The sequence below is a fragment of the Paractinoplanes polyasparticus genome (assembly GCF_019710575.1).
Taxonomy (GTDB): domain Bacteria; phylum Actinomycetota; class Actinomycetes; order Mycobacteriales; family Micromonosporaceae; genus Actinoplanes; species Actinoplanes polyasparticus.
The window spans coordinates 210,529-223,322 of record NZ_JAHWFK010000024.1; the positions used below are offsets into that span (position 1 = coordinate 210,529).

The 12,794-nt window shown below is 71.8% G+C and carries 17 protein-coding genes; 6 read left to right on the plus strand and 11 right to left on the minus strand.

The features are described 5' to 3' along the window. The first annotated feature begins 34 nt into the window (after positions 1–34). The 6 genes from KXC43_RS23835 to KXC43_RS23860 all read left to right on the plus strand — a co-directional run bounded on the left by KXC43_RS23835 (position 35) and on the right by KXC43_RS23860 (position 5,538). A complete protein-coding gene (locus tag KXC43_RS23835) occupies positions 35–493 on the plus strand; it encodes a TadE/TadG family type IV pilus assembly protein (protein WP_221378331.1) in 459 nt (152 codons plus the stop codon). A gap of 65 nt (positions 494–558) precedes the next feature. Continuing rightward, positions 559–948 carry a pilus assembly protein TadG-related protein gene (locus KXC43_RS23840; protein ID WP_221378374.1) on the plus strand — a complete coding sequence of 130 codons (390 nt, stop codon included), beginning with the start codon at positions 559–561 and terminating at the stop codon, positions 946–948. 29 nt (positions 949–977) lie between these two features. Beyond that, a complete protein-coding gene (locus tag KXC43_RS23845) occupies positions 978–3,869 on the plus strand; it encodes a BTAD domain-containing putative transcriptional regulator (protein ID WP_221378332.1) in 2,892 nt (963 codons plus the stop codon). After that, positions 3,866–4,819, plus strand: coding sequence for a DUF2637 domain-containing protein (locus KXC43_RS23850; protein WP_221378333.1), 954 nt, complete (start codon positions 3,866–3,868; stop codon positions 4,817–4,819). The genes KXC43_RS23845 and KXC43_RS23850 overlap by 4 nt, the downstream gene beginning before the upstream one ends. 51 nt (positions 4,820–4,870) lie before the next feature. Continuing rightward, a complete protein-coding gene (locus tag KXC43_RS23855; protein ID WP_221378334.1) occupies positions 4,871–5,287 on the plus strand; it encodes a DUF6907 domain-containing protein in 417 nt (138 codons plus the stop codon). 80 nt (positions 5,288–5,367) lie between these two features. Beyond that, the gene (locus KXC43_RS23860; protein ID WP_221378335.1) at positions 5,368–5,538 is read left to right on the plus strand and encodes a hypothetical protein; all 171 of its coding nucleotides are present in this window, start codon (positions 5,368–5,370) and stop codon (positions 5,536–5,538) included. Between the two features lie 65 nt (positions 5,539–5,603). On the opposite strand, the gene KXC43_RS23865 is transcribed toward KXC43_RS23860, so the two are convergent. The 11 genes from KXC43_RS23865 to KXC43_RS23915 all read right to left on the minus strand — a co-directional run. Continuing rightward, complete coding sequence (locus KXC43_RS23865; protein WP_438870909.1) at positions 5,604–6,242, minus strand: hypothetical protein; 639 nt, start codon at positions 6,240–6,242, stop codon at positions 5,604–5,606. A 250-nt stretch (positions 6,243–6,492) separates the two neighbouring features. After that, on the minus strand, positions 6,493–6,861 hold the full coding sequence (locus KXC43_RS23870; RefSeq protein ID WP_221378337.1) for a hypothetical protein: 369 nt from the start codon (positions 6,859–6,861) through the stop codon (positions 6,493–6,495). Continuing rightward, a complete protein-coding gene (locus KXC43_RS23875) occupies positions 6,858–7,256 on the minus strand; it encodes a hypothetical protein (protein ID WP_255644635.1) in 399 nt (132 codons plus the stop codon). Before KXC43_RS23875 ends, KXC43_RS23870 begins: the two co-directional genes overlap by 4 nt. A gap of 99 nt (positions 7,257–7,355) precedes the next feature. Next, complete coding sequence (locus tag KXC43_RS23880; protein ID WP_221378339.1) at positions 7,356–7,760, minus strand: hypothetical protein; 405 nt, start codon at positions 7,758–7,760, stop codon at positions 7,356–7,358. 16 nt (positions 7,761–7,776) lie between these two features. Continuing rightward, on the minus strand, positions 7,777–8,115 hold the full coding sequence (locus KXC43_RS23885; RefSeq protein WP_221378340.1) for a hypothetical protein: 339 nt from the start codon (positions 8,113–8,115) through the stop codon (positions 7,777–7,779). Continuing rightward, the gene (locus KXC43_RS23890; RefSeq protein ID WP_221378341.1) at positions 8,112–8,582 is read right to left on the minus strand and encodes a hypothetical protein; all 471 of its coding nucleotides are present in this window, start codon (positions 8,580–8,582) and stop codon (positions 8,112–8,114) included. Before KXC43_RS23890 ends, KXC43_RS23885 begins: the two co-directional genes overlap by 4 nt. A gap of 83 nt (positions 8,583–8,665) precedes the next feature. After that, positions 8,666–9,226: a hypothetical protein gene (locus tag KXC43_RS23895; protein WP_221378342.1), complete on the minus strand. Its 561-nt coding sequence runs from the start codon at positions 9,224–9,226 to the stop codon at positions 8,666–8,668. A gap of 269 nt (positions 9,227–9,495) precedes the next feature. Beyond that, complete coding sequence (locus KXC43_RS23900; protein WP_221378343.1) at positions 9,496–10,482, minus strand: DUF932 domain-containing protein; 987 nt, start codon at positions 10,480–10,482, stop codon at positions 9,496–9,498. A 172-nt stretch (positions 10,483–10,654) separates the two neighbouring features. Then, positions 10,655–11,227, minus strand: a complete 573-nt coding sequence (locus tag KXC43_RS51175) for a hypothetical protein (RefSeq protein ID WP_308129221.1) — start codon at positions 11,225–11,227, stop codon at positions 10,655–10,657. Continuing rightward, the gene (locus tag KXC43_RS23910) at positions 11,224–11,859 is read right to left on the minus strand and encodes a hypothetical protein (RefSeq protein ID WP_221378344.1); all 636 of its coding nucleotides are present in this window, start codon (positions 11,857–11,859) and stop codon (positions 11,224–11,226) included. Before KXC43_RS23910 ends, KXC43_RS51175 begins: the two co-directional genes overlap by 4 nt. Positions 11,860–11,937: 78 nt before the next feature. Next, positions 11,938–12,794: MarR family transcriptional regulator (locus KXC43_RS23915; protein ID WP_255644636.1), on the minus strand; the 857-nt coding region annotated here is incomplete at its 5' end.

Genomic DNA, 12,794 nt, shown 5'->3' on the forward strand with positions numbered 1-12,794 from the left:
ACCGATGCCCGGAAACGCACTTGTGGGCGGTGTCATGACTCGACTTCGAGCCACCGTGTCCGCCCGGTGGCGGACGCTGGCCGCGACACCCGACGCCGGAGCCAGCACCGCCGAAATGGCGCTGCTCACCCCGCTACTGATCATGCTGCTGTTGCTGGTGGTGCTGTGTGGCCGGTTGGCGTCCGCGCAGATCGACACGGACGCCGCCGCGAGTAGCGGCGCCCGCTCCGGGTCGCTGGCGCGCAGCCAGGCGGCGGCGGTCGCGGGCGCGGAACGCACCGCCCGCGCCAGCCTCGCCGCCCAAGGCGTGACGTGCCAATCCACCGAGGTAAGCGTGAGCACCGGCGGGTTGCGGCCGGGCGGGGCGGTCACCGTCACCGTCTCATGCCGAGTTCGCCTGTCGGACCTGGTGCTGCTGAACGTGCCGGGGAGCCGGGTGGTCCAGTCCAGCGCTACCTCGCCCATCGACCAGTGGATTGGAGGCGCCCCGTGAGGCGACGCATCCGCACGGTGACCCGGCGGCTGCAGGACCGCACTGGAGGATCAGACGCCGGGCAGGTGACCCCGTTCGTGGTCCTGCTCAGCGTCGCCCTGCTCGCGGTGGCCGGGCTGGTCCTCGACGCCGGACTGGCCATCTCCGCCAAGGTGCAGGCCCTCGACATCGCACAGTCGGCCGCCCGTGCCGGAGCCCAGCAGCTCGACCTGTACGCCTACCGCACCAGCGGTATCACCCGCCTGGACACCGGCCGCGCCACGTCGACCGCCCGTTCCTGGCTTGCGTCGGCCGGAGTTTCCGGGGACGCCTCCGCGACGGCGACCACCGTCACCGTCGCCGTCCGGCGGACCAGCCGCACTCAAATCCTGCAACTGGTCGGCGTAAGCGGCCTGCACGTGTCCGCTACTGCGACCGCAACCGCTGTGCATGGCGTCACCGGCCCGAACGCCTGACCCGCTCTCGACAACAAGGGGGTTCGAGCATGATGCGCGCCTTCGCCACGGTCGGCCGGCTGCTTCGGGCCGTGGCTGCACTAGCCGTGCTGGCCGGATTCACCGCCGGGGTGCCGTGGCTGTTGACCGCCTCGTCCGGGTGGCCGCTGAGCTGGGTCGGCTGGCCGCACCCCGCCCAGGTCCCCGGGCTGGCCGACCTGATCGGCGCGGTGACGAATCCCTGGTCGGATCAGATGATCCTCGCCATGCTGGCCTCGATCGGCTGGGTGCTGTGGCTGATCTTCGTCCGCCACGTCATCATCGAGACAATTGAGGCGAGCGCGGACGCCGCTACCGCGCGGCGCGGACAGCTCCGAGCGCCGGTCGGCGGGCGCGGCCCGATCCGCTGGGTGGCCGCCGTGCTGGTCGGCGCGATCATCGGCGCGGTGCTGTTCGACGCCGCCCGCGCCGTCACCGGCACCACCGGCACCAGCGCCGCCGCTGCTGCTGACGCCGCCGCGCGCCGCCCCGCCGTCACCGTCGGGGCACCGGCCCCAGCCGTGGCCGCGACGGTGGCGCACATAGGCCCGCGCCCGGCCATCACCGTCCACCGCGACGCGGCCACGGCGATGCCGAGGCTCGCCTCTGCCGCCCACCATGGCACCGGCGTCCCCTCATGGGCGCGCGACGCCCCCGGCGGGATCCACCCCGTCAAGGCCGGAGACAACCTGTGGGACATCGCCACCGACAAGCTTGGTGACCCGCACCGCTGGCGCGAGATCTACACCCTGAACCGGGGCCATCAGCAGGCCAACGGCTACGCCCTGACCGACCCCGACGAGATCCACGTCGGCTGGGTCCTCGCCATGCCCGCCCGCGACACCACACCCGCACGGCCGAACTCGGCCACCCCCACACCACCATCGGACACGACTCCGTCCGACGATGGCGTAACCGAGCCCCCGTCGGGAAGCGCTGCCCCGAACGCCTCCCCCGCCCCGGCGACGAGTACGCCGAGCACCCCACCGGCCACCGCGACCCCGGCCTCCCCGACGGTCAGCGCTACCCCGTCGCCGGGCGCCTCGGCAACCGTCACACCCACCGAGGGGCGCCCGCCGGCGGCTGAGCCCGCTGCACCCGACAACGGCTCGGATAGCGCAGACGACGGCCAGGTGGGGATCAGCCTGCCCTCGGACGGCTGGGTCAGCCTCGGCCTGGCTGCGCTCATCGCCGCCGTTGCCTCTCTGCTGCGCCTGCAACGACGCCGCCGCGCCCGGCTGATCTATCCCATCCCGTCTCGGATCGGCCCGCAGCCTGCGCCGGTACTCGACATCCTCGCCCCCGTCGACGTGGTCGGTGCCCGCCACCCAACCACCGACGAGGAGCCGCACCGGCCCGCCGCACCGGTCGTGCCCGCCCCCGTCGGCCTCGACCACGCCGGAAGCGAGGTGAGCCTGTTCGACCTGCCCGGCCCCGGCCTTGCCCTCACCGGTGACGGCGCTGAACCGGCCGCCCGTGCAGTGCTGGCCGCTGTGCTCGCCACCGGCGCCACGCAGAGCGCCGAGGCGCGGCCGGTGGCGGTCACCACCACCGAGGTCCTCGCCCGGCTCCTGCCCGCCGGTGCACCGCTGGTCGGCCTGGACCCCGACGGCACCAGCTACGACGGAGAACGCCTCATCGTGCTCTCCGACGCCACCGCGGCCACCACCCACGCCGAAGAAGAGATGATCGTGCGGCGCCGGCTACTGGACACCTTCAACCTCGACACGGTCACCGCACTGAACGAGCGCACCGACCACGCCGAAATGCAGCCGCCGTACGTGCTGCTCATCGAGGCCACCACCCGGCACGCCGCCCGCCTGCGCGCGGTCGGCACGCACCGCCGGGCGCTGCACCTGCACCCGGTCGTCCTCGGCGGACTCGACGGCCTGCCCACCGTCGAGATCGCCGCCGACGGAACCACAAGGAGCGAGGCTGCCGGGCTGGCGCGGCTGTCCACCCTCGCGGCGCACGACCTCGCCGCCGTTCTCGCCATGCTCACCGACGCCGCCCCCCGGCCGGAGCCCGGCCACGACATCGACCTCGACCCGGACCCGAGCGACCCGGCCGCGGCCGGGCACGAGGCTCCTACCGAACAGGCGGAGCCGGTGCCCGCCCAAGCACACGAGGCGGCGGCCCCGGTGCGGCTGCGGGTCCTCGGCCCGGTCCTGCTCGAAACACTGGCGGGGCCGGTGGCGACCGGGATGCGCAGCGGCTCCTACACCGTCCTCGCCTCGTTGGCCGTGCACCCGGGCGGGCGCACCCTTGGCCAGCTCGCCGCCGACCTGCATCCCGACACCGACCCGGGCACCGCAGGCAAACGCATCCGGACCGACATCAGCTCCACCCGGCGGGTGTTGCGAGCCGCTACCGGCAACTCGGAGGCGATGTTCGTCGTCTACGACCCGGCGACCGGCCGCTACCGCCTCGACGCGGAGCTCATTGCTGTGGACCTGTGGCAGATGCTCACCGCCATCGAGACCGCGAACACCTCCGACGACGACCTCCAGGCCCTTGCCCTGCTTCGCGAGGTGGTCGAGCTGTATGGCGGGGACTTCGCCGACGGCGTCGACCAGACCTGGATCACCGACTACGCCAACTCCTACCGCCACCAGATCCTGTCCGTGTTCGCCCGCATCGCCGAGATCCTCGAACCCGACCACCCTGACCAGGCCGTTGCCGCTTTGGAACGCGCGCTGGAGTTGGACCCGGTCAACGAGGAGTTGTACCAGCGCGTCATGCGGATCCACGGCCGGGCCGGACGCCCGGACGCGGTCCGGCGCGCCCTGCGCCGCCTCGAGGAACGCCTTGCCGACCTCGGCGACGCCGAACCGTCCGAGGCCACCCGCCGGGTCGCCGAACGCCAACTGCGCCCCGCCGCCACCAGCGGAGCACGCTCATGACCCCGTCGCCGCAACGGTGGACACGGTGGGCCGTTCGGCTCACCCTCACCGCCGGAGTCGCCGCCTCCGTCACCGCCAACATCCTGCACGCCCGCGACAATCTGATCTCGCAGGCCATCGCAGCATGGCCACCCCTGGCGCTGCTGGTCACCGTCGAGCTAGTCACCCGCATTCCCGTCCTCCGCAAGACCCTCGGGGTGCTGCGGATCGCCGCGACCTCCGCCATCGCCGCCATCGCCGCGTGGATCAGCTATCACCACATGGTCGGCGTGGTCGCCCGCTACGGCGAGACCGGGACGGTGCCGTACCTGCTGCCCCTGTCGGTCGACGGACTCATCGTCGTCGCCTCCATATCCCTGATCGAACTCTCCGGCCGCCCCGACCCGCCGCCCCCACCGGCTCCGGCTGGCACGACGACGACCGCGGCCGAGACGCCTGCCACGCCCATGCCTGCCGCGCCACTCCCAGCACCAGCAACCACGCCGCCGTCCCCGACGGCACAAGCCGACCCCGAGCCGGTAGCCGAACCAGTGGATCAGCCTGCCACTGCACCCGAGCCCGAGCAGCCGAGTGTCACCGTGGACAGCAACTCGCCAGCTAGAACGGATCCACCGCCCGGTGACCGGCCTGACCTATCACCGGACCACGACGAAGACCAGGACGGCGAGGACGAAGACCACGGTGACCAGGACCCGGACGGAGAGAACGAAGACCACGGTGACGAGGACGACGACGGTGTCGATCTCGCCCCCGACCTCGTCCCGCTGCTGCCCGCTGCCCGCACGGCCCGCGACGAGCTGATCCGCGAGGGTCGCACGGTCAGCCGTGACGCCCTCGCGCAACGTCTTCGCCGCAACGGCGCCGCCATCCGCAACAACCGCGTGTCGGAGCTGCTCAACGCGCTGCGCCGGGAAGAGGCCGACGGTGCAAGCCTGAAGGTGCTGGCGTGACGCCGCACCGGCCCACACCCCCACCGCTCGATGGACTTGAGGAGACCGCACATGGACGAGTCCGCTCCCGCGCTCGACGCCGCCGTGGCCCGGCCACGTCCGGTGTCCTGCCCGCCGTGGTGTACCGATGGCCTGCACCCCGACCTCGACCCGCCCGCGACCGTGGCCGTGTACGACGAGGCTTGTGAGCTGGTCGCCGCGCACGTACGGGCCGCGTTTTGGGACAAGGCACCGGAGTGGATCGGCACCGACCCGGCCGACCTGGAACGCCCCCACGTCTTGGTCAGCGTGCCCGGCGGAGGCGGCGGCGTGCCGATGTATCTCACCCCCGGGCAGGCCCGCAGCTTCGCAGCCGCCCTCGGGCGCGCCGCTGACGCCGCCGAGACCGAAGCCTTCTACCGCACACCGGTGCCGCCCGGCGTGACCTCGACCGTTGTGCCCGCCAGTGCGCCGTTACCGCAGCCTTGATGCCTCGGCACTAGTCGGCATGGATGGGTTGCGGGTGCCCGGCCGTCGGGCACCCGCCATGATCATCAGGAGGACCCGACATGGCATCACCCGCGCCCGCTGCCCGCACGATCGAGGTCGATGAGCAGGTCTACGACGTACTCGCCCGCACCGCCAGGTCGAGGGACACCGACATCAACGGTGTGCTGAAGTACCTGCTCGAAGCCCCCGTGGTCACCGCCGTGTCCTCGCAGGACGACGACGAGGAGTGAGCTCACACGAGGGGGCGCCGCCGGACGGGGGACCGGGCGGCGCCCCCTGTGCTTGACGAACGCGTTTAGTCGAGGGCGTCAGCGACGGTGAGCAACCGTTGCGCGGTCCGCTGCGCGACACCGAGGCGGCGGGCCAGCTCCACGCCCAGACCACGCCGATCCCGGCCGTCCTGCCGCGCCTCAGCCAGCAGCTCCACAGCGACCTGGAGGCGGGGATCGTCGGCGTACGGGTGCGGTTTGAGCGGGCCGGTGGCGGTCCCGGGGGTACGCCCGGTGGACTGACGACCGGTCCGGGCGGCGGCAATGGCCCACACCGTGCGCCGGTACCAACGCCGCCGCAACCTGCCATCGGAGAGAATCTCCACGTCGTCAGGCCGGTCCCGAAGCTCGTCGGGCAGGTTGCGGTACGAGCCGTAGTGCAGGATTTTGGCGGCCTCGCCGGAACCGACCAGTTCGTTCGGGTCGCCGCTACGGTCGACGGCGGTCAGTACGGCGAGCTTCGCCTTCTGGTGGGCGGTGTGGAAGGCGTCGATGCGGTCGAGCCAGAACCATTCGCGGCCGGCCTCGTCGGTGAAGGCGTCGGGGAAACCGGTGGTCGCGCGGTTGCGGTGCCAGAGGTTGACGGTCCTTCGCGCCGCGCCGGTGTGCGCGGCGACCCCGGCACGGTCGAGGGCAACCCGGCCGTCGAAGGTGTGTCGACTCACGATGACCATCCTCCCTGCCCTCTGTTCCTCGATGCCCTCTGTTCGGTGGGCCGCCCATCGGGTGCTGTGGCTCGCTAGGATCGCCGCTACGCCCGCTGAGGGAAGATACGGCCTCGTAGGGGCCGTGGGTGGCCCGACGCGAGCGAGGTGGCCGGTGGGGTTTCGCCACACCACCAATTCCGGTGTGTCCCACCGGCCACCGACCCACGCCTACGGCTGCTCAAAGACTCCCCGTGTTCGACGGTGGCGGTCAGGAGTCCGGGTTCAGTACCCGCCACGCGAACGACGCCATGATGGCGATGGGCAGCGAGGCGATCTTCGCCTGGGTTTTCGGCGTGGCCGCGTCGTAGACGGTGAGGATGGCGTTCGCGGTGGTGGCGTCCACGATGACGCCGCTGATCTTGCGGGCGTTTCCGGCCTTCGCCTCGCGCAGCATGTCGATCACGTGCGGGTCGCCGGTGGCGGCGTCGTCCGGGATGGTCTCGTTCTCGGCGGCGTCGGGGCAGTCGGGGCAGGTCACCAGATGCGGCTCGTCGGTGATGCGGGTACGCGGCCCGTCGGCTCCGCAGACGGCTCCGTCGTGTCGCGCGGAGCGGCCGTGGGTCCAGCGGGCGGTCACGAGTTCGCCTGCTCGATGGTGGCCGGCGCATCGAAGTGAGCCGGGTCGAGGTTGACGCCGAGCCGCGTGGCAACCGTGGTGTGAATGGCCAGCAGGAGGCCGATGACGTCGGTGTTGGTCCCTTCGTCGTAGTCGTGGGCGATGCGGCAGGCGTCGCGCAGCGACCGGCAGGCGTCGGTGAAGGCAGCGACGAGGGCGGCGTGATCGTCGGTGCGGGTGCAGGCGACGACCTCGGCCGGGGTGTAGGTGCGGTGCTCGCCGCTGGGGAAGCGCAGCTCTAGCTGGCGGATGTGGGTGGTGTGCGGGGTCGAGTAGGTGATGTCGGTGATCGTGGCGAGGCGGTACTCGATGCCGTCGCGGGGCTGGCGTACCCGGGCGGTGTCGTTGAGGTCCATCGGAAGCTCCATTAACGAGTTCTGGGGGTGGTGACGGTGGGTTGCGGGCCGAGACCGCCGGGGCGTGGGTAGCTGGTGACGCGGTCTCGGCCTCGCTGCTCAGTCGGCGGGTGCGGCGGCCGGGGTCAGGGTGTCGAGGTTGCCGCCGAGGTAGGTGTTCGCGGTGGCGCTGAGGGCGTCGAAGATCTCGCTGAGCTTGGTGTGCAGCACGTCGTGGTGTTCAGCGGTGGTGATGGCGTGGTGCAGGATCGTGCGCACGGCGGCGAGGTCGGTGAGCACGATGTCGCGCTCGTCGGCCCACGGGTGCACGGTCAGTTCGTCGCGCCAGAACCACTCGGTGATCCCGCCGCGAAACTCGACGCGGTACCGGTCTCCGTCGATGATGCGCGACTGCCGGAAGATGTCGATCACGACGCCGGGATGGCTGTGCGCGGCTTCGAGGGAGTGGCGGGTGGACACGACGTCGAGCAGGGCCGGGGCGGGCGCAGGGTCGGTGCTGGTCATCGGGGCTCCTTCGCCGCTATCGGGTGGGGTGGTCGTGTTCGCCGGAGCCGTTGACCTCGAACGCGATGACGCGATCCGAGGTTTCGGTGGTGTCGGCGTGCAGGTAGAAGTCGTGTTCGCGGCGGCGGGCGCCGATGGAGACGCCGTGCAGGTCAAGCACGATGTAGTCGCTGCGGTCTCCGTCGCCCGGCTGACCGGGGTAGACCCGCAAGTGCAGGTTTCGCAGGACGCCAGCGATGACCGGATCGAGGTCACCGATCAGGGTCAATGCGGCGAGCAGGCGCGCACCGGCGAGGGCGTGCTGGCCGTCGCTCATGGTGTCCGGGCGTGCGGTGAGGTCGGGGTTGATGGTCATGACTCGGTGTCCTTCGTGCTGGTGCCGGCCGCGGTCGAGTCGTGGCCGAGGTCATTGATCGGGAACGGCGGCAGGAGCGGGGTGAGGGTGCCGCCGGTGTCTCGGTCGGCGAGGGCGGCGCAGGCGATCAACGCGGCTCCGGCGGCGATGGCCTGCCCGGGGGTGTAGCGCACCCGCACGCTGCGCGTGGCGTCGGGCAGGACGCCGCGCGCCTCCACCACGCCTTTCTGCCATGTGCACACGGGTAGCTGCTCGTCGGCGACGGCGCGGACGGTGGTGCGGGTGAGCTGGTCATAGGCGGTCATCAGCCGGGCGTGTGCGGTGGTGGCAGCGCCTTCGTATTCGGCGATCTTCGCGGCGAGAAAGCCGTCGTTGTCGTCGATGAGGCATTCGAGGAGGGCGCGGTGGCGTTCGGCGGCGCCGTGTGCGGTCGCGTATTCCTGCACGAGGGCGATCAGTTCTCTCACAGCGATTCCTTCGAGTAGAGGGGTTGCGGGTGCGGCGTGCGGGCCGCGCGGCCGGGTCTGGCCGCGCGGCGGGGCCGACCGGGTTAGCGACGGTGCGCCGGGGTGGCCGGGCCGGGCACGACCGGCGGCCGTACCGGTGCGGTGCCGATGGCCGGACCGGTGAACGCGGGACCGTCGGACACCGGACCGTCCGAGACCGGCATGCCGGACACAGGACCGCCGGAGACGGGGCTGCCGGAGACGGGGCGGAGTTCGTTGTCGGGTTTGAAGCCGATGCGGTCGAGGGCCACGGCTCCGCAGGCGGTGAGCCGGCCGCCGAGGTTGAGTGCCTCGGTGCCGGTGAAGTGGACCGCGATGGGCCGGGAGGCGGTGTCGATCGCGCGGAGTTCGACTTTGCCGTCCGGCAGTGCCCGGACCGGCATGAACCCTTCGACGGTGGCCTGTAGGGGGAAGGCCGCGCGGACTGCTCGTTCGACCTCGCGGAGCCGGTGCGCGGCGATCTCGTCCCATTGCTGCTGGTGGGCGAGTTGTACGCCTTGCTCGTCGTAGTCGGTTTCGTACGAGGCGATGACGCGGTGCGCGGTGCTGTTCTGGTACGCCTCTACCAGGTGGCCGATGAGGTTCATCAGCTCGTCGGATGTCATGGCGGGTGCCTCCGTCGGCGCAGGGCCGGATCGAGGTTGAACAGGTGAAGTCGCAGGCAGGCCCGGGGCGGCCGGTCGTAACCGCGCCGGTGCGGGTGCCGGGCCGCCGCCGATCGGGCCGGGTGGGCGGCGTGAGCCGGACGGGCTGGGCGGCCGGACGGCAGCCGGGCCGCGTGCGGGACGCCGGGCGGTGGTGTCCGCCGGGGCGGGGGCCGGGGCCGCCGTGCGCCACCAGTGGCGGCGGTGGCGGCCCCGGTGCCGCAGGCCCATCAGACAGCCAGCAGATCGAACGCGCGGGCCTTCACGTCCGCGCCCGCACCGGTCAGCGCCCGAGTCGCCCGGACCGCGTCGGTCTTGGCCGGGGCGAAGTGATCGACGTACTCGGTGATGGCCTGGAACCCGGCCCACCGGGTGCCCTTGATCGCCTTCTGCGTGTCCGCATCGCGGATGAGGTACCGCAACGTGTTGGTGCGCTTCTTGGCGTTGTTCTTCGCCACGTCCGAGGCCGCGTCCTCGATCGGCCACACCTGGGCGACGATCTTCTCGAACTCGCCCATGGTCATCGCCTCGTTGAGCATCTTCTCCGCGTCGGCCTGCCAGTCGCCGAAGTGCTTCCACACCAGATTCATTGCGTGGCGCGCCTCGGTGATCTGCACCTGGACATTCGAGGTGTGCCGGAATGTGTACGAACCTTCCGACCGGGCGTAGGCCATGCGCTGCGTGTTCGCGCAGACGATCCGCACCGGAGTCGCGTCCACCCGTAGCGACGCCGTGCCGTCGTGCGAGGTCGTCGCGGCCAGGTAGAGGTCCATCCGGTCGACTCCGGCGATCTCCATCGCGTTGGGCAGCTTCATCGTGACGAAGACGCTCTTGCCTTTGCGCATCGAGCCGGCCGTCTCGAAGTGCGCCCCGGACTCGTCGACCAGGAGGTTGAGCATTTCGGCGACCTGCTCGTTTTGCACGGTGGTGTAGTCGTCGCCGACCACGCCGAGATACTCGGTGACGCCGGTCTGGGGGTTGGTCCGCACGGTCATCCATTTGTCGGGGCAGTCGACCTTCGTGACGCCCTTGTCGGTGATCTCCATGCCTTGCAACGCGATCTTGCGGACCTCCCAGCCGCCGAGCCACGCCTTCGCCATGATTTCCTCGGCGGTCATGCAGTCGTCGGTGACTTGCCCGAGCTGGTGCCAGGCCGACAGGCGGGCAGAGGCGAAGGCGGTCTGGCCGTTCGCAAGGGTTTCGAGTTCGTGTGCCATGACGGGTGTTTCCTTTCGTAGAGCGTTCGGGTGGCGGCGGCGACGCCGGGGTTTCGCGCCCGGCGACGCCGTCACAGGTAATGTTTCCTACCTCCACGGGCCGATCAAGGCGATCGGCTGGAGTCGATCGAGGTTTCTGGCAGCAATGTGACGCCCCGCCGTCGCGGCCGGGTCACCCGGTGGCCGGGTGCGCGGACAGTCGCCCGTCCGGGCCGTACACATAGGCGTGCACGGTGCGGAACGGGGCCGGTAGGTACACGGTGAACCCGTGCGCGGACAGGATCATCGACCGGTACGACCGGGTGATGCCCAATGTCCACCCGTCGGGTTTGCTCCCGTGCGCGCCGGGCGGCATAGTGCCCGCGCTCGGCCGGTCGGCGCGGGCGCGGCGGTGCCGGGCGAGGGCGATATGTGGGCACAACGTCAATGCCGCGCGAAGGCACTCGGGGTGTCCGGGCGGGTCGGTGTACCGGAGCAGCTCGGCGGCACGAGGGGTGCCCAGGAACGCCACCCAGTACTCCATCGACTCGCCGCACAACGAGCACCGGCGGCCGGCGGCGAGCTGAGTCGAGATCGAGGTGTTGATCGTCGTGAAGTCGACGTGCGCCCGACGACCGCCGCGCGGGTCGGGGTGCACGTTGACCGGCGGAATCGGCAGGCCACGCCGTACGTCGCGGGGACGCGCGGCCAGCGCCTTGGGCATGTCGGCGGGTATGCCCGGCGGCGGGGCAGACGGCCCGGTCACGCCGTCGGTCCGGTCACGTCGGGGCGTGCGTCGCTGATGACGAGGTGCGGGTGTTCGGCGCGCAGGATCGCCCGCGCGGTGTCCCATTGTGCCGGGGTCATCGCTGAGGCGATGGTGTCGAGCCCCGCCGCCTCCATCACCATGCGCTGAGTCCCGGCCGCGTCGGGGTTGGCGAACACGGCCACCATGTCGCCTCCGGCGACCACGTACACCCGCCCGTCGGCGGCGGTGGGCGGCACGATCAGCCGGGCCGTACGGCCGTGCTCGGCCAGCCACCGGCCGATGACCTCGTCCGGATCACCGTCAACGAGGTCGGTGTCGTATCCCTCGCCGTCGAGCCACGCCAGATGATCCGCGCTCGTCCACTCGGGATGGACGAGCCAGCTCTGCCGCACGGCCTGCCACATCGTGAGCCGGGCCGGTGCGCCGACCGGCTCGGCCGGTCGCGCGCCATGCGGGCCGTACACCGGGCACAACGGTGTGCCGTCGAGGTGCGATGCGCCGGGGCGGGGTGCGAATCCGGTGAGGGGCCACTCGTGCGGCGGCACCGGGCGGGCCGGTTGGCCGCATTCGGGGCAGCGCAGCGAGCCCGGCTCGGCGGGGCGGTCGTGGTGGTGCGGTGGGGTGGTCATCGTTGCTGCCTTCCGTTCGGGGTGGGCGTGCGGGTGCCGGGGCCGGGCGTGGTGCCCGGCCCCGGCGGGGGTGATGTGTCAGGCCGCAACCGGCACGGCGTGGGCCTCGGTGTCGGCGGGGGCGTCGTCATCTGCCGCCCCGGCGGCGGTGCTGACGTCGCCCGCCTCGCCCGCCTCGCCCGCCTCGCCCGCCTCGCCCGCGTCGGCGGTGTCGGCGGTGGTGGTCTCGGCCTCGTCGGTCAGCGGCCGGGTCATGAAGGCGACCACGTCGGCGGTCGGCTCGGGCGCGGCCTCGGCCAGGGCGTACTTCACCGGGGCCTCGCTGACCAGGACCAGCACGCCGGGCTCGGTCAGCCGGGCCATGGCGTTACCGACCGCGCCGGAGCTACGCCCGCCGAGCTGCCGGGCGACAATGCCGGGGGTCACGTCGTGGCCGGTGCCGAGGTCGCGCATGAACGCCTCAACCTGGTTGCGCAGCCCGTTTTTCGCCAGCTTCGCCGACCCGTCGGAGTTGATCTCACCAGTGGTGCGGCCGGTGCCGGTACCGGTGGTGCGCCGCGCCGACGGGCGGCGGATCTTGCGGGTGTGCCCGCACGTCGGGCACGTGCTGGTCGTCGGGGCGTTCGCCGGGTCCACCGTGGCGAGGTCGGCGTCGGCGACCACCACCCACAACTCGGTGCCGTCCTCAGCGGTGGGCAGGCGGCGGGCGGCACCGGCCGCCTCCATCGCGGCGAGGACCGTGTCACCCATCGCGACCGACAGGCCGCTCTCGTTGATCGCCGCGTCGGCGGTGATGCCGTCCGGGTGACCCCCCAGCACACCGGCCATGATCAGAACCCTCAGATCGGGCTGACGCGGGCCGACCGGCGCACCCGACACCGGGGCAACCTCCGCCGCCGTGTCAGCCGGGCTGTCCGCCGGGGTCTCATCGGCCG

What these genes read in the sequence shown, in the direction of transcription:
- KXC43_RS23895 (WP_221378342.1), bottom strand. Translation starts at nt 9,226, where the DNA reads ATGACATCCGACGAGCTGATGAACCTCATCGGCCACCTGGTAGAGGCG.
- KXC43_RS23855 (WP_221378334.1), top strand. Translation starts at nt 4,871, where the DNA reads ATGGACGAGTCCGCTCCCGCGCTCGACGCCGCCGTGGCCCGGCCACGT.
- KXC43_RS23860 (WP_221378335.1), top strand. Translation starts at nt 5,368, where the DNA reads ATGGCATCACCCGCGCCCGCTGCCCGCACGATCGAGGTCGATGAGCAG.
- KXC43_RS23835 (WP_221378331.1), top strand. Translation starts at nt 35, where the DNA reads ATGACTCGACTTCGAGCCACCGTGTCCGCCCGGTGGCGGACGCTGGCC.
- KXC43_RS23885 (WP_221378340.1), bottom strand. Translation starts at nt 8,115, where the DNA reads ATGACCATCAACCCCGACCTCACCGCACGCCCGGACACCATGAGCGAC.
- KXC43_RS23850 (WP_221378333.1), top strand. Translation starts at nt 3,866, where the DNA reads ATGACCCCGTCGCCGCAACGGTGGACACGGTGGGCCGTTCGGCTCACC.
- KXC43_RS23875 (WP_255644635.1), bottom strand. Translation starts at nt 7,256, where the DNA reads ATGGACCTCAACGACACCGCCCGGGTACGCCAGCCCCGCGACGGCATC.
- KXC43_RS23845 (WP_221378332.1), top strand. Translation starts at nt 978, where the DNA reads ATGATGCGCGCCTTCGCCACGGTCGGCCGGCTGCTTCGGGCCGTGGCT.
- KXC43_RS23880 (WP_221378339.1), bottom strand. Translation starts at nt 7,760, where the DNA reads ATGACCAGCACCGACCCTGCGCCCGCCCCGGCCCTGCTCGACGTCGTG.
- KXC43_RS23900 (WP_221378343.1), bottom strand. Translation starts at nt 10,482, where the DNA reads ATGGCACACGAACTCGAAACCCTTGCGAACGGCCAGACCGCCTTCGCC.
- KXC43_RS23910 (WP_221378344.1), bottom strand. Translation starts at nt 11,859, where the DNA reads ATGACCACCCCACCGCACCACCACGACCGCCCCGCCGAGCCGGGCTCG.